The organism is Ectobacillus panaciterrae DSM 19096 (assembly GCF_000430785.1).
Classification (GTDB): Bacteria; Bacillota; Bacilli; order Bacillales; family Bacillaceae_G; genus Ectobacillus; species Ectobacillus panaciterrae.
Map to the genome: position 1 here is coordinate 1 of NZ_AUMR01000043.1, position 15,715 is coordinate 15,715.

Annotated in this window: 14 protein-coding genes, 1 pseudogene and 1 other annotated feature; of the genes and pseudogenes, 9 read left to right on the forward strand and 6 right to left on the reverse strand. The window is 41.3% G+C overall.

Annotation, left to right across the window (positions count from 1 at the left end; translation table 11 throughout):
• The 3 genes and pseudogenes from H540_RS0111510 to H540_RS0111520 all read left to right on the forward strand — a co-directional run.
• Nucleotides 1-332: pseudogene (locus tag H540_RS0111510) on the forward strand (acyl-CoA thioesterase); the annotation flags it as partial.
• 82 nt (nucleotides 333-414) lie between these two features.
• Nucleotides 415-1,272, forward strand: a complete 858-nt coding sequence (locus tag H540_RS0111515) for a YitT family protein (RefSeq protein ID WP_028400775.1) — start codon at nucleotides 415-417, stop codon at nucleotides 1,270-1,272.
• 601 nt (nucleotides 1,273-1,873) lie between these two features.
• Nucleotides 1,874-3,295 (forward strand): sigma-54 interaction domain-containing protein, encoded by a 1,422-nt coding sequence (locus H540_RS0111520; RefSeq protein ID WP_028400776.1) that lies wholly within the window; start codon nucleotides 1,874-1,876, stop codon nucleotides 3,293-3,295.
• Between the two features lie 507 nt (nucleotides 3,296-3,802).
• Here H540_RS0111520 and H540_RS0111525 read toward each other — a convergent pair.
• The 3 genes from H540_RS0111525 to H540_RS0111535 are packed head-to-tail and all read right to left on the reverse strand — an operon-like array spanning nucleotide 3,803 to nucleotide 6,259.
• A complete protein-coding gene (locus H540_RS0111525) occupies nucleotides 3,803-4,996 on the reverse strand; it encodes an acetoin utilization protein AcuC (RefSeq protein WP_028400777.1) in 1,194 nt (397 codons plus the stop codon).
• Complete coding sequence (locus H540_RS0111530; RefSeq protein WP_028400778.1) at nucleotides 4,969-5,610, reverse strand: acetoin utilization AcuB family protein; 642 nt, start codon at nucleotides 5,608-5,610, stop codon at nucleotides 4,969-4,971. Before H540_RS0111530 ends, H540_RS0111525 begins: the two co-directional genes overlap by 28 nt.
• Nucleotides 5,611-5,626: 16 nt before the next feature.
• Entirely contained in the window at nucleotides 5,627-6,259 is a 633-nt protein-coding gene (locus H540_RS0111535; protein WP_028400779.1) for a hypothetical protein, read from the reverse strand.
• A gap of 186 nt (nucleotides 6,260-6,445) precedes the next feature.
• Here H540_RS0111535 and acsA point away from each other — a divergent pair, with 186 nt between their 5' ends.
• Complete coding sequence (gene acsA / locus H540_RS0111540) at nucleotides 6,446-8,164, forward strand: acetate--CoA ligase (RefSeq protein ID WP_028400780.1); 1,719 nt, start codon at nucleotides 6,446-6,448, stop codon at nucleotides 8,162-8,164.
• Between the two features lie 358 nt (nucleotides 8,165-8,522).
• Nucleotides 8,523-8,753 carry a hypothetical protein gene (locus H540_RS0111545; protein ID WP_028400781.1) on the forward strand — a complete coding sequence of 77 codons (231 nt, stop codon included), beginning with the start codon at nucleotides 8,523-8,525 and terminating at the stop codon, nucleotides 8,751-8,753.
• Nucleotides 8,754-8,850: 97 nt separating this feature from the next.
• Here H540_RS0111545 and H540_RS0111550 read toward each other — a convergent pair whose 3' ends face one another.
• Nucleotides 8,851-9,495, reverse strand: a complete 645-nt coding sequence (locus H540_RS0111550; protein ID WP_028400782.1) for an MOSC domain-containing protein — start codon at nucleotides 9,493-9,495, stop codon at nucleotides 8,851-8,853.
• A 208-nt stretch (nucleotides 9,496-9,703) separates the two neighbouring features.
• Nucleotides 9,704-9,927 (forward strand) — a binding site (T-box leader).
• 40 nt (nucleotides 9,928-9,967) lie between these two features.
• Between H540_RS0111550 and tyrS the strand changes: the two genes are divergently transcribed.
• Both tyrS and H540_RS0111560 read left to right on the forward strand, forming a co-directional pair.
• Nucleotides 9,968-11,224, forward strand: a complete 1,257-nt coding sequence (gene tyrS / locus H540_RS0111555; protein WP_028400783.1) for a tyrosine--tRNA ligase — start codon at nucleotides 9,968-9,970, stop codon at nucleotides 11,222-11,224.
• 60 nt (nucleotides 11,225-11,284) lie between these two features.
• Complete coding sequence (locus tag H540_RS0111560) at nucleotides 11,285-11,866, forward strand: mechanosensitive ion channel family protein (RefSeq protein ID WP_028400784.1); 582 nt, start codon at nucleotides 11,285-11,287, stop codon at nucleotides 11,864-11,866.
• 220 nt (nucleotides 11,867-12,086) lie between these two features.
• Here H540_RS0111560 and rpsD read toward each other — a convergent pair whose 3' ends face one another.
• The gene (gene rpsD / locus H540_RS0111565) at nucleotides 12,087-12,689 is read right to left on the reverse strand and encodes a 30S ribosomal protein S4 (RefSeq protein ID WP_028400785.1); all 603 of its coding nucleotides are present in this window, start codon (nucleotides 12,687-12,689) and stop codon (nucleotides 12,087-12,089) included.
• A gap of 370 nt (nucleotides 12,690-13,059) precedes the next feature.
• Between rpsD and megL the strand changes: the two genes are divergently transcribed.
• Complete coding sequence (gene megL, locus H540_RS0111570) at nucleotides 13,060-14,232, forward strand: methionine gamma-lyase (RefSeq protein ID WP_028400786.1); 1,173 nt, start codon at nucleotides 13,060-13,062, stop codon at nucleotides 14,230-14,232.
• Between the two features lie 81 nt (nucleotides 14,233-14,313).
• Here the strand turns inward: megL and H540_RS0111575 are convergent, their stop codons facing one another.
• A complete protein-coding gene (locus tag H540_RS0111575; RefSeq protein WP_028400787.1) occupies nucleotides 14,314-14,793 on the reverse strand; it encodes a GAF domain-containing protein in 480 nt (159 codons plus the stop codon).
• Between the two features lie 146 nt (nucleotides 14,794-14,939).
• Here H540_RS0111575 and refZ point away from each other — a divergent pair, with 146 nt between their 5' ends.
• Nucleotides 14,940-15,575: a forespore capture DNA-binding protein RefZ gene (refZ, locus tag H540_RS29570; protein WP_051317081.1), complete on the forward strand. Its 636-nt coding sequence runs from the start codon at nucleotides 14,940-14,942 to the stop codon at nucleotides 15,573-15,575.
• Nucleotides 15,576-15,715 lie beyond the last annotated feature (140 nt).

Below are 15,715 nucleotides of genomic sequence, written 5' to 3' on the forward strand. Positions count from 1 at the left end.
TTCGAACAACCGATTCAGTCTGTTTTGAATCGTATGTGACATGGACCGGTACATCATCCATGGAGGTTTTTGTGAAAATTATTGCCGAAGACTTAAGAAGCGGCAAGCGTACAATTGCAGCGACTGCACTATTAACATTTGTCGCGCTTGATGAACATAAACGTCCAGCACCTGTTCCACAAGTCATTCCGGAAACGGAAGAAGAGAAAAAATTGCATGAAACCGCGCCAGAGCGAGCAAGAATGCGTAAAGAAAGAAAACAAAAAAGCAAAGAGTTAGCCGCATTTTTAACGACAAAGTATCCCTGGGGTCCATATATAGCTCATGATTAGTAGTATGCTTTCGCTTTAGCTACCGTTTGAGATCTTACCATGATAACTAAGATTAAAAGGGTTATAGAGGTATGGAGATAATATGAAAAGTTATATTAAAGAACTAATTCTTATTATGATAGGTTCTCTCATGTTTGCTATAAGTATTAACGATTTTGCTATTCCGAATGAATTGGCTGAAGGTGGCGTAACCGGTGTTTCTATGATTTTATATTACCTTTTTAAATGGTCTCCTGGATTAACTAACTTTGTATTAAACGGGGTTCTTCTGGTGATCGGTTATAAATTATTAAATAAGCGAGTTACTTTGTATACCATTGTTGCTATATCATTCACGTCATTGTTCTTACATGTAACAGAAGGGACAGGAACATCTTTAAAAGACACTATACTAGGTACTGTCTTTGCTGGAGTCTTTGCTGGAATCGGACTGGGAATAGTATTACGTGCAGGTGGAACAACTGGGGGATCAGCTATTTTAGCTCGGCTTACTCATCAGTATTTAGGTTGGAGCATTAGTAGATCCATGCTGCTATTCGATTTATTAGTGGTATGCAGTGCTTATTTTGTAATAGGTGCTGAAAAGACAATGTATACGGTTATTTCAATTTTTATCAGTACAAAGGTAATTGATTATATCATTGAAGGATTAGATTCAAGAAAAGCCGTTACGATCATTTCTCAGCGTGCTGCTCTTATCGCAACACGAATAAACGAAGATATGGATAGAGGAGTAACTGTTTTTTCTGCTCATGGCAGTTATACAAGGGAATCAAAAGAAATTTTATATGTAGTGATTAATAAACAAGAGTTATTTGAGTTAAAGAAGATTATTTATAGTATAGACAAAAAAGCATTTGTAGTTATACATGATGTACGTGATGTGTTTGGGGAAGGATTTACCTTGCCAAAATCTCAGGGGACATCAAACGCAGTCTAAGGTACAGTACATGTAAGAACCATCAGAAGCTACCAAAGAATATGCAGAAAAAACAGGAGCAAAAGGAATTAAACTGCAAACAGTTACGGATAACCATACTGCGAAACGTTTATATGAAGAAAATCGATATAAACATGATAGCGACTTTTTATATTATGTCCTGAATATAGAAATAAGGCTATGTGCTAAATACAAATCAAAAAGCTGACTATGTATAGTCAGCTTTTCTAATTAATTACCGATAAGTGATGTGTTAAGTATAGCTGGCATAAGCCGGCTTTTTATTTTGCTTAGATATATATAAATGCAACTAAAAAAATCGACATAAAACTTTTCTTTTAGGGGGAGAGAGCATCAGGTTAAGATAAGTTTGAATTATTTTATATTTTTTTATTTTCAATTAATTTATAATGCAAGTATCATGTCCTATTTCGCAAAATATTTTTGCTGATCGAAAAATGTTTAAATGGAAACGAGCAAAATATTTTTGCTAATCACAGAAGGTTTAGATGGTAATATGCAAACATTATTTGCAATTCATGAGTTAGAACAATAAAATAGAAAAAAAGAAAAATATAAGATGAAAAGGAGGCTTTTTATAATGGATACGAAAGATTTAAATATAGAAAGTTTAATTGAAATGAACGAATTACTTTTAAGTATTCTTGATGAAATAGATGTTGGAATTCATGTTGTTAACGAAAAGGGAGAAACTATTATTTATAACAAGAGGATGATGGAAATTGAGTCAATGGATAGTAAGGATGTATTACACAAAGACCTTCTAGATGTGTTTTCATTTGAAAAAAACCAAAGTAGTACTTTATTAGAAGCATTAAGGGCGGGAAAAGTGAGAAAGAATATAAAACAAACTTACTTTAATAATAAAGGTAAGGAAATTACTACGATCAATAATACATTTCCAATTAAGAAAAATGGAACAATTAACGGGGCTGTTGAAATTGTAGAGGATATTACTCAATTAAAAAAACACATACAAACAAGGGTTCTCCAAAAACAAAACAGCAGATATAACTTTGACAATATTATAGGAGACTCTGAAGCAATGTTATCTATAATTGAGGAGTCTAAAAAAGCAACAAGAACACCTTCTTCCATACTTATCGTGGGGGAAACCGGAACAGGAAAAGAAGTATTTGCGCAAAGTATTCATAATGAAAGTGGCAGAGCAAATAAGCCGTTCATATCCCAAAACTGTGCTGCCATACCTGAAAGTTTAATGGAAAGTATTTTGTTCGGTACTAAAAAAGGGGCTTTTACAGGCGCTATGGATAAACCAGGCCTATTTGAAGAGGCTAACGGCGGTACATTATTACTTGATGAGCTCAATTCTCTAAGCCCGGCTCTTCAGGCTAAGCTACTACGAGTAATACAAGAGAAAAAAATACGGAGAATTGGTGATATACGGGAAATAGAGATTGATGTACGGATTATAGCTACAACCAATGAAGACCCTATTGAAGCAATTGCAAATAACCGTTTGAGGAAAGACTTATACTATAGACTTAGTGTTGTTACTTTATTTCTCCCAACATTGCGGGAAAGAAGAGAAGATATTTTACTGTTGGCTTATCATTTCATTGGGAAATATAATAGATTATTTGATATGAGAGTAACAGATATGGACAACAGTGTAAAAGAAGTCCTTCACAACCATGATTGGCCTGGTAACGTTAGAGAACTGGAACATGCTATTGAAGGTGCCATGAATTTGATGGAAGATGAGAGAATCATGAGAGTGGATCATCTACCTGCGCTTCTATACAGGAAAGTAAAGCATAAAGCGGAACAAGTGCCTACTGCTGTTCATATGGATGAAGATATAAATCAAGAAGATACATCACATACATTGAAGCAGTTAAAGTATAAAATTAAAGAAACAGAGGAGTACTATATTAAGCAAGCATTAGAAGAAAGCAAAGGTAATATCGCACAAGCGGCAAAAGCATTAGGAATGAGTAGACAAAGTTTGCAATATCGTTTAAGGAAATATCAAATTTAATAGCCATGCTTTTATATAAATGCAACTAAAAAAATCGACATAAAAACTTTTCTTTTAGGGGAGAGAGAGCATCCGACTAAGCGTATATACAAGTGAATAAAAAAACCGTCTTTTGATAGTGAGGAGAGATCATCTAGCGACGTGCAGAAGCGGTCAAACCTTTGTAGTAGTTCATGCAAGGTAAACCAGAGAGAAGAAGCATACCATACTTCCTTTTGGTTGCACACAGCACATGGAAATGTTGAAATTACAATTCATTTATATATAGAAGCGGTCAAACCCTTTTCGCGGCCCACGCAGGGGTAAATCATAGAGAGGGAGCGAGCACAGTTTCCCTTTTGTTCTACGTGGCAAACGATAGATATGTCGGAAGAACAAAGTGGACTTATATAGTAATAAATATAAAACGTATAATAGTACAATGCTCATTTCAAATCAAAGTAAATTACTGGTAGATGAATAGTTGTGCAAAGAAGAGGGGGCATCTCGCTGCCTCCTCTTCTTTCGCTAATAAATAATATTCTTCATATTATTTCGAATAATATGAAGAGATTTCGCCACCGTCAAATAATTCTTCTCCTCAATCTCCTTCTTCCGCGGAATCGGCTTGTACATATCATCCGGATCTTCCCATTTCATCGCAATTGGAACAACTGCTTTATCCTTCCACTCCTCAATCCAGTCAAGAGGCAGCATACCCGATACATCACGGATGTTGTTCATCTCCAGCCAAATGAGTGACCACGCTCGCGGAACGACGCGCCATATGTCATAACCGCCGCCGCCGACTGCGATCCAGCGGCCGTTGCAATACTGATGAGCAATTTCATGAGCGATTTTCGGAATTTCCTTATAAATTTTGATGGTAGAGTAAAGATGCGTAAGCGGATCATAATAATGAGCATCGGCACCGTTTTGCGTCAAAATAACATCTGGTTTAAAATATGCAGCTATTTCATGCATTACGTTGCGATAGGCATACAAAAACGACTCATCCTCTGTAAACGCATCTAATGGAACGTTGAACGAATAACCGTAGCCCGCACCTTGTCCTCGCTCGTTTACTGCTCCTGTGCCGGGAAACAGATACCGTCCTGTTTCATGGATGGAAACGGTGCAAACCGTAGGATCGTCGTAAAAGGACCATTGCACCCCATCCCCATGGTGTGCATCTGTGTCTATGTACATGACGCGAAGGCCGTATTTTTGTTGCATGTATTTAATGGCGATAGAACTGTCATTGTAAATGCAAAAGCCGGAAGCCTTGCCTTTGAAGCTGTGATGAAGGCCGCCTCCCAAGTTTAGTGCGTGTTCCGCTTTTCCTTCTAATACGTAATCTACAGCCGTTAAGGTTCCTCCGACGAGAAGCGCACTTGCTTCGTGCATGTTTGCAAATATCGGTGTATCTTCTGTGCCGATACCGTACTGCAATGCTGATTGCTTGTCGAGCTTTCCTTCTCCCGCTTGTTTAATCGCATTGATGTATTCTTGATCGTGAATGAGTGCAATCTCTTCGTCCGTGGCCGTGCGAGGCGGACGAATTTGCGATTCACGAATGAATCCCCCTTTGTTCAATAAATCGAATGCGAGCTTGACGCGCAGTTGGTTGAAAGGATGGTCAGGACTAAAGTGATAGTCCTGAAACTCATCGGAGTAAATAAATACATTTTCCATTATGAAATCCCCGTTACATTCGGCCACAGTACATCGTAGCCTTCCTCGCGCAGCGTTTCAATGATTTTTAGGGGATTCATCGTTTGAATGCGGAAAACTAATACTTTGTGATGTTCATCTTTGTCTGGATAGACAAGGATGCTAACGATGTTTACGTTTCGTTTCGCAAATACCTCAACAACTCTACTTAAAATGCCGGGTCCATTTTTCACCTTTATTTCCACTTGAGAGCCAGGCTGATGTGCGCCGGTTAATTCAACAAGCGTATGCAGGACGTTTTTTTCCGTAATAATACCGACTAGCTTTCCTTTCTTTGTGACAGGAAGACATCCGATTTTATTATCGTAGAAAATGGTTGCAATTTCTTCGACAAAATCAAGCGGATGACATGTGATGACGCTTTTTGTCATAATTCGCTCGACAGGTTGCTTCAGTGCGTCCATGGATACGCTTTGGTCGAGAATGGAAGGACAGGCGTCGCGTACGTCGCGGTCGGAAATGATGCCTACTATTTCATGTTCTTTGTTCACAATCGGAATGTGCCGGATGCTTTTTGCTGCCAGTGTACGGAGTGCTGTTTCAATCGTGTCTGCAGGGCTTAGCGTTGTAGCGTTTGGATTCATGATTTCTTCGACAATCATTGGTATCACCCCCTTCTTAGTACATAAAACGATTTTGAAAACGCAGCCGGTCAAACTGTTGAATAGAGCCTTGGCCGACGCGTTTTCCGATGCGAACCATAAGGCAATTGGCAGGATGTGAGCAAATTTCCGGGTCGTCTGTTGCCATCCACTCGAGGCCGCCGGCATTCATCATCTTTTCCATTACTTTTCGATATTCCCAAACGTTGAGTCCTGTTCTCTTTAGGTCCCAGTGCCAGTAATATTCAGTTGTGATGACGATATAGTCCTCCATATTGTCATCCATCATGGAGACATGAAGCATGGTTTTTCCGACAGAGAAGTCGCGGAATTCAGGAATGACTTCAATAGCGCCGAGTTCGATTAAATTGTCCATATTTCCCTCTGACCAGCGTTCTAGCGGATCAGGATGTAAATACGTTACATATCCGATAATCATATGTTCAAGGCGTGCCACAATGATTCGCGCCTCCGGAAGCTTGGAAATCTCTATAATCGCTTTATGCTGCTGCTCGGGCGTCCTGAAAGCGACAAGGTCTTTGTGAAATTCGTAGAGTTCTAGGCTGCGGGTCGGCACCGGGCCTTCTATGATGAGGATTCCTTTTGAAGTTTTTACTGTTTTGGCGTTGTATACTTTTGCATGGATCAATCATTTTCACCACCTTTAAAAGGCTTTGTGAAGCTATTCTCACATCAATAGTAGCGTATAATGAGCGCGATGTGAATCGAAATTTGTCAGTAAATAATTGTATAAAAATAATGAAAAATACTGAAAATTTTAAAAAATATTATTATAATAGATGATAGATTCGCTAAGAGGAGGGAAAACATTACAATGAAAGTGGAAGCGCTTCCTGTAATTAAAGGAGAAAATAATCTATTTAGCTATGAAGAAACGTATAACAGCTTTGACTGGACAGCGGCGGAGAAAAACTTTTCATGGTATGAAACTGGACGAGTAAATATGGCATATGAAGCAATTGATAAGCATGCCAAATCCCACCTGAAGAACAAGGTCGCTCTATATTATCAAGATGGAGCGCGCAAGGAAAAATATACATTTAAAGAAATGATGGAATTGTCGAATCAAGCCGGAAATGTGTTGAAAACGTATGGGGATGTCGAAAAAGGAGACCGTGTATTCATCTTTATGCCGCGCTCTCCGGAGTTATACTTTGCGCTGCTTGGCGCATTAAAGCTTGGTGCGATTGTAGGTCCTTTATTTGAAGCATTCATGGAAGGAGCGGTCCGCGACCGTTTGGAGGACAGTGAGGCGAAGGTGCTTGTTACTACGCCGGAACTTTTATCCCGCGTTCCGTTTAACGATCTTCCTGCGTTGAAAACAGTATTCCTGGTAGGAGAGAACGTAGAGGAAGGCGGTAAAACCGTCGCTTTCAATCCGCTGTTTGAAAATGCGCCCAAAAAGCTTGATATTGAATGGCTTGGGCGTGAAGACGGCTTGATTCTTCACTATACATCCGGCTCTACTGGTAAACCGAAGGGTATTCTGCACGTACAAAACGCTATGATTCAACATTATCAAACAGCAAAATGGGTGCTGGATTTAAAAGAAGATGACGTATACTGGTGTACAGCTGACCCAGGCTGGGTAACAGGAACATCTTACGGTATTTTTGCGCCTTGGCTAACAGGAGCATCCAACGTAATTCTAGGCGGACGATTCAGCCCGGATGCATGGTATGAAACACTGCAAAACTACGGCGTAACAGTGTGGTACAGCGCGCCAACTGCATTCCGTATGCTGATGGGTGCCGGAGATGAAGCGTTGAAAAAATATGATCTTTCTTCTCTTCGCCATATTATGAGCGTAGGAGAACCGTTAAATCCTGAGGTTGTGCGCTGGGGCATGAAGGTGTTCAATCTGCGCATTCACGACACATGGTGGATGACAGAAACAGGTGCACAAGTAATCTGCAACTATCCATGCATGGAAATCCGTCCAGGCTCCATGGGTAAGCCTATCCCTGGCATCAAGGCTACAATCGTAGACAATGAAGGAAATGAAGTTCCTCCATACACAATGGGCAACCTGGCTATCAAAAAAGGGTGGCCGTCTATGATGCGCGCAGTTTGGAACAACTCTGCAAAGTATGAATCTTATTTCATGCCTGGAGATTGGTACGTATCCGGCGACTCAGCTTATATGGATGAAGACGGCTACTTCTGGTTCCAAGGACGCATTGACGATGTCATCATGACCGCGGGCGAGCGCGTTGGTCCTTTTGAAGTAGAAAGCAAGCTTGTTGAGCATCCGGCAGTTGCAGAAGCCGGCGTAATCGGCATCCCGGATCCGGTACGCGGCGAAATCATTAAAGCGTTCATCGCTCTTCGTGCAGGCCATGAGCCATCCGAAGAGTTGATTGAAGATATCCGTCTGTTTGTAAAGAAAGGTTTAGCTGCTCATGCGGCGCCGCGTCAAATTGAGTTCAGGGACAAGCTTCCGAAAACACGAAGCGGTAAAATCATGCGCCGTGTGCTTAAGGCTTGGGAATTAAACTTGCCTACTGGTGATCTTTCTACTATGGAAGATTAAGAGGAAAATTTTATGCCTGCTAGGCAGCGGTTTGAACAAGATATATATGAATGATTTATGATTTCGACATTTCAATGTGCTGTGTACAGCAAAACGGCATCGGCGCTTTCTTCCTATCTATGGTTTACCCTTGCATGGACCACTACAAGGGTTTGACCGCTTCCGCACGTCGCCGAATGCTCTCGCTCCACTGTAAAAAGACGTTTTTTTTATTCAGTTGTATATAGCTCGAACGTTATGTTCGAGCTTTTTCTATCGTTTCTATTTATATTTGAATACATCAACTTTTCATTTTACATCTATTTCTATCATTTTTCACTGCGTCTTCTGATAAAATGAGAGAAAAGGAGGAGTATTAATGAGAAGTGATGACAAGGAATCCTTAGTGGAAACGATGGATAAATATGAAAAAATCATGAAGCGGATTGCAACGCATCGTGCGCAGCCTGCCAAACGAGTTGAGTTAAAAATAGAAGGTACGCTTTACACTCATATGGGGCAGGAAGAATTTTTAAGAGAGTTTACGGAATGGCTGGAAAGAGAACAGCAAGACTCTCGTTTCATTGGACAAGTGCAGGAAAAGAAGTGATGAAAAGCAGCAGAGAGGCTGCTTTTTTATCATAAATTAGGTGAGAATACCCCCACTTCAAGGAGCGGAAGCGAGTAAGTGGGGGAGGTTCATTTAATTAGTTTTCCAGCCGTCCCTCCAATTTCTCTCGCCACACATCCGCAAGCTCTTCCACTTCAAGAATCCTCCGTATTCCATCCGCATCTTTTGGGCGCTGAAAATAAACTTCATTGGCGAATAAAACAGAAACCTGCTTCGGATGGCGTGCAAGAAGAGTGATTGGGGAATCCTTTCTCACATATCCTTCCTTCAGCACACGGCATAAATAGCCGGTGTATCCCGTTTCTACAATTTTGCCGAGTATTTCAGGAATGCCGACTCTTCTGGAAATCGTATTGCATGGAATGCGGCCTTGCGTAACTTGAATAATGGCCTCTCCAACTTGATATGTATTTCCTATGCAGACATCTTTCTCGAGCATGTGAGTGACTGTCAAGTTTTCTCCTAAAGCAGCGTCCGGGAACTGTACGCCAAATTCGTTTTCCCATAGAGTGTAATGTTCATGAGAGTATATGCAAACAGCCCGGTCCGGTCCGCCGTGAAACTGCTTGTGAGCGACGTCATCACCGTGAAATCCAGCCTTTGAAAGAAATACCTCTTCTACAGCTTCCTTGCATATGCCAGTCGTCATTTCTTGACCGCTGCCGTATTTCATGACTTTTGGCTTGCCTACGCTTAAATATACAAGCTGAATTGTACTCATTTTGAAAACACCTTCTTTCTGTTTTTCTATTGCTATTATAGAGGAAAATACCGCTTTTCTGTTGTATTTCTCTGTACATTTAAAAAATCCTGTCTGCAGAAAGAATTATGAGGTATCGCATACTCCGCTTGCGTTTTGCAGAATCTGTTTTCGTCAGGACATTGACACGTGTATGGAAATAATGTTATAAAAGGTAGTATATATGAATACCCGCGCGTTGAAAGGACAAAGTAGTGATCATTTCCCTGTTATAGAGAGCTGGTGGATGGTGCAAATCAGTACATAGGTGATCATGAATTACACCCTGGAGCATCTTTTTTCAATAGAGCATAAGCTTTGGAGGAAAAAGACGGTGAAGAGCCGTTATAGAAACGAAGTGGTGATCTTGTGTCACAACTAGGGTGGTACCGCGATGATTCAATCGTCCCTTTTTGGAGGGGCGATTTTTTATTTTTCTAAAGGAGTGAAAACAATGGATATTTTACAGGATTTAGAGTTCCGCGGACTTATTAATCAGCAAACAGACGCAGAAGGCTTACGCGAGCTTCTTTCAAAGGAAACAGTAAAATTATATTGCGGATTTGACCCAACTGCAGACAGCCTGCATATCGGACATATGCTGCCAATTTTAATTTTGCGCCGCTTCCAGCAAGCTGGGCATCAGCCGATCGCGCTTGTCGGCGGGGGAACTGGTTTAATCGGTGATCCGAGCGGTAAAAAAGCAGAGCGTCAGCTTAATGAAAAAGAAACAGTTGCGATGTTCAGCCAGCGCATTAAGGAGCAGCTTTCCAGCTTCCTTGATTTCGAAAAAGAGGAAAATCCTGCCATTATCGCAAACAACTATGATTGGATCGGTTCTTTAGATGTTATCACATTCTTGCGTGATATTGGAAAGAACTTTGGTTTAAATTACATGTTGGCGAAGGATTCTGTTGCATCCCGTTTGGAGTCCGGTATTTCCTTCACAGAGTTCAGCTACATGATTTTGCAATCGTACGACTTCTTAAATCTATACCAAACTTACGGCTGCAAGCTTCAGGTTGGCGGAAGTGACCAGTGGGGCAACATTACAGCCGGTATGGAATTAATTCGTAAATCGGAAGAAGATGCGAAGGCATTTGGATTAACAGTGCCGCTTGTAACAAAAGCAGACGGTACGAAATTCGGTAAAACAGAAGGCGGTGCAATTTGGCTGGATCCAGAAAAAACGACGCCTTATGAATTCTACCAATTCTGGATTAACACAGATGACCGTGATGTTTTGAAATACTTAAAGTTCTTTACATTCCTGTCTCACGAAGAAATTACAGAGCTGGAAAAGCAGACGCTAGAAGCACCAGAGAAGCGTGCAGCTCAAAAAGCGTTAGCGGAAGAAATGACGAAGCTTGTGCACGGCGCAGAAGCGTTGGAGCAGGCAATTAAAATTTCCCAGGCATTATTCAGTGGCTCTGTAGCGGAATTAACAGCGGCTGAAATCAAGCAAGGTTTTAAGGACGTGCCATCTTACGAGCATCAGGGAGAAGATATTGCGCTAATCGATTTGCTTGTAAACAGCAAAATTTCCCCGTCCAAGCGTCAAGCACGTGAAGATATTGCAAATGGCGCTGTTTATGTAAACGGTGAGCGTACGCAGGAACTGGATCGTGTATTAACAGGAGAAGACCGTATCGAAGGACAATTTACAATTATTCGCCGCGGCAAGAAGAAATATTTCTTAATTAAGTATTAAAAACTAAAAGCGTAAGCAGCCCTTACGCTTTTTTCTATTTTACTGAAAGGAGATTTCATCATGAATGCTGCAGAATGGTTCAATAAATATGTGATTAGTCCCGAAAAGCTCGTAGCTTTAGGAGGAGTACTTTTAAAAATTATATTTATCTTCATCATTGCGAGAATTGTGATTCATTTTGTGAAAATTGCAATCGAAAAAATATTCAAGCTCCGATCCAAGACACCGATGATGCGGCCCAGCGAGAGACGCGAAGCTACGCTGACAAAGCTCTGCCAAAATATTTCGGTATATGTGATTTATTTCATCGCGGCTGTAACGGCTTTAGACGCGTTGGGTATAAAAATCACAGCTCTTCTTGCTGGCGTGAGCGTAGTGGGTCTCGCTATTAGCTTCGGGGCACAAAACTTAGTGAAGGATGTTGTGACCGGATTTTTCATCATTTTCGAAGATCAGCTTTCTGTAGGAGATTTGGTAAAAATCAATGATATAGAAGGGATAGTAGAAGAAGTCGGGCTCCGAGTAACGAAGATAAAGGGAGTAGACGGAGAATTTTATTTTTTCGCAAACAGCTCCATTACAAAGGTGGCAAACTATACGCTTGGCGGAAAAACGGAATTTCCAGCTAAAGAATCCCAATAAGAAAAGCGGAACCGGCTCGCTCAGCTCCGGATACTGAGGTTCTCCAACCAAAAAGGCGCTCCTTTATCCGGGGAAGGTTATTTTGCAGGCGGGAGCAGGCTGTAGGGGCTAGACATCCCCAAAAATTTTATAAATTCTCATGCAAAAAAGCTTGGACAACATGTTGTCCAAGCTTTTTTGCATGAGAAAAGGCCGGCACGGGCCAGCCTTTTCTTGCTCATTAACGAGAGTAGAATTCTACGATTAGAGCTTCGTTGATTTCTGCTGGTAATTCAGAACGCTCAGGAAGGCGAGTGAATGTAGCAGAAAGCTTGTCAGCGTCGAAGTTTAGGTACTCAGGTACGAAGTTAGTTACTTCTACTGATTCCTTAACAACAGAAAGGTTAAGAGACTTTTCGCGAACGCTGATTGTTTGACCTGGCTTCACGCGGTAAGATGGGATATCTAAGCGGCTGCCGTCAACTAGAACGTGACCATGGTTTACTAATTGGCGAGCTGCACGGCGAGTGCGAGCAAGACCCATACGGTAAACTAGGTTGTCAAGACGAGATTCAAGAAGAATCATGAAGTTTTCACCGTGCTTACCAGACATTTTGCCAGCAGCATCGAATGTGCGGCGGAATTGACGCTCATTTACGCCGTACATGTGGCGAAGCTTTTGCTTCTCTTGTAATTGTAATCCGTATTCGGATAATTTCTTACGTTGGCCAGGACCGTGTGGACCCGGAGCGTAAGGGCGTTTTTCTAATTCTTTACCTGTGCCGCTTAGAGAGATACCAAGACGACGAGAAAGTTTCCAAGATGGACCAGTATAACGGGACATGTTGATTCCTCCAAATGTTTTTATTTTCGTAAAATAAAAACAGACGTGAGAGATTTGCTTACGTGTATTTTGTTTTCATGCATCCTCGCTCCAGCAGCAGGGAGTTACTCGATACACCTCACATGAGGAACAAAATACAAACATAAACGCCTTCCCAAAGGCTGCATATTTTACACAAAGGCTATTATATCCTGATATACAAACAGAGTCAAGATAATTTCCTTATGCATATATAAAGGGAAGTTTTGGGAGAAAAAACAAGAAGGAATTATGTTAGTTTATGTGGAATGTGTCGATGAACCATAAAGAAAACGCTTACATAAGATAAAGCGAACGGAGGATGTTGTATATGGAAAGGAGATTCACCGTAATGAAAAAGCACCATATGGAGACGATGCTGATTCACAACGCGTACGATACAAGAAGCTACGCCGGCAGTTTGACGCCGCCGCTGTTTCAAACGTCTACGTATACGTTTGAAACAGCGCAGCATGGGGAAAAAAGCTTCAGCGGAGAGGAAGACGGCTATATTTATTCCCGTCTCGGCAATCCGACGGTGCATATTTTGGAAGAACGCATGGCGGCTCTGGAGGGAGGAGAAGCTGCGCTTGCGTTCGGTTCGGGTATGGCTGCTGTGTCCACAACGCTGTTTTCACTTTTGAAAGCGGGAGATCATGTTATTTGTTCTAAGGGATTATACGGATGCACATACGGGCTGCTTGAAATGCTGGAAGAACGGTTCGGTATTACGCATACGCTCTGCGATATGGAGACAGAAGAAGATATTGTATTCGCAGCATGTGCAAATACAAAAGTCATATTTGTGGAAACACCGATCAATCCGACTATGAAGCTTATCGATCTTGAACTGGTTGCAAATATAGCAAAACAACAAGGCTGGCTTGTTGTGGTAGATAATACATTTTGCTCTCCATATTTACAAACACCTCTTGGGCTCGGGTGTGATATTGTACTGCATAGCGCAACGAAATACATTGGCGGCCACGGCGATGTTGTAGCAGGTGTGGTAGTATGCAAAACGAAAGAACTAGCGGAGCAGATGAAGCCTGTCCGCAAAGATACAGGAGGCATCATGTCACCGTTTGACGCATGGCTGCTTTTACGGGGATTGAAAACGTTAGCTGTGCGAGTGGAGCGCCATTCTGAAAATGCATGGAAAATAGCGCAGTTTCTAAAGAATCATCCTTCCGTAGAGAAAGTATATTATCCGTTTGATGAAAAAAATCCAGATTATCATATTGCCAAAAAGCAAATGACAAAGGGCGGCGGCGTGCTTTCTTTTACAGTGCGAGGAGGAAAGCAAGAAGCGCAGGAGATTATGAATCGCCTCAGCCTTATTACTATTGCAGTTAGTCTTGGAGATACAGAAACACTTATTCAGCATCCAGCTACTATGACACATGCAGTTGTGCCGGAAAACGTGCGGGAGCAAATGGGTATCACGGATAACTTGCTGCGTCTGTCTGTCGGACTAGAAGCTTGGGAGGATATAGCGGAAGATTTAGCTGCAGCGTTGTGCTAACTAAAGAACGAAAGAGTCCGAGGACAGCTCGGACTCTTTGTTCGAAGATAATTTATAAAATTCTGCGTTCTTTTTATAAAATCATATATGCTTCAGCAAAGTTTCTATAAATTTTTCTAAATATTTTTGATCGATTTCGTCAAAGCGTCCTTTGCTGGGACTGTCAATATCGAGAACGCCGATTATATTTCCATCCTTTATCATCGGTACAACAATTTCAGAGTTAGAAGCTGCATCACAAGCGATATGACCCGGGAACTGATGTACATCCTCTATAAGCTGCGTTGTTTTTGTCTGTGCCGCAGTGCCGCAAACTCCTCTTCCGAATGGAATTCGTACGCATGCAGGAAGTCCTTGAAATGGTCCAAGCACAAGCTGCGTGCCTTCTGTCAAATAGAACCCTACCCAATTGATGTCTTCTAAAAATTGATTTAAAAGTGCAGAAGCATTAGATAAATTCGCGATCATATTGGATTCTCCGGTAAGCAATGCATCCAATTGTTTAATGACCAATTCATAGTTTTGTTCGCGTGTACCGCCGTAAGATTGTGTTGAAAACATGGAAATGCCCCCTTTATATGTAAAATTGTAGAAGAAAACCGTAGAATTCCTACGACTTTGTCGATAGAAAGTTAAAGGAATTTGTCTTAAAAGTCAAGAAATTAGAATGAAGAGGCGGGAGACGCTTGGCGAAAGGGTGAGTAAAAATGACATGCACCAAACAAAAAATCATTGATGCTGCTGTGTTTTTGTTTAATACGCAAGGATATAACGGTACGTCGGTGCGGGACATTGCCAAAAAAGCCAATGTAAATGCTGCTAATATCTCGTATTATTTCTCGGGCAAGCAAGGATTACTGGAGCATTTGGTTACTGATTTTTTGGAAGGGTACATTGGGATTTTGGAGAGAGCGTTTGAAATGCAAGCCATTCTATCTCCAAAAGAGATGCTGCTTATGGTGGTGCGGGACATCTTGCGCTACCAGTCTGAAAACCGCCACCTCACTCGTTTTTTCTATCGTGAAATCTCCCTTGATAGTATGCTCATTCGCGAAATAATGACGACATATTTTATGCGGGAAAAATATTACTTCCAAACGATCATCCAAAACGGCATTGAGCAAGGCGAATTCCGCAAAGTGCTGTTCTCTGTGTTTATGTCTCAATTAAAGGGCATGCTTAGTGTTCCTTATTTATATCCGCAATATATTTCTGAGGTGCTTCACGTATTTCCTTCAGAAGAATATTTTACCCGATCTTATGCAAAAGAGTTAGAGTGCTGGCTTGAGCAAGCGCTGGAGCCGAAAAAGCAGGACCGCTATCCGACTCTTCTTCATTTATAAAGGACAAACTTAAGAGCCATATAACTTCTGCCGCTCTTAAAATGTGTAAAAGAATCCTTCATGACCGCGAAGGATTCTTTTTTGAAATAAACGGTATTACAAAAAAAATTCTAAAAAATTTAAGCCAAAAATATGGTATT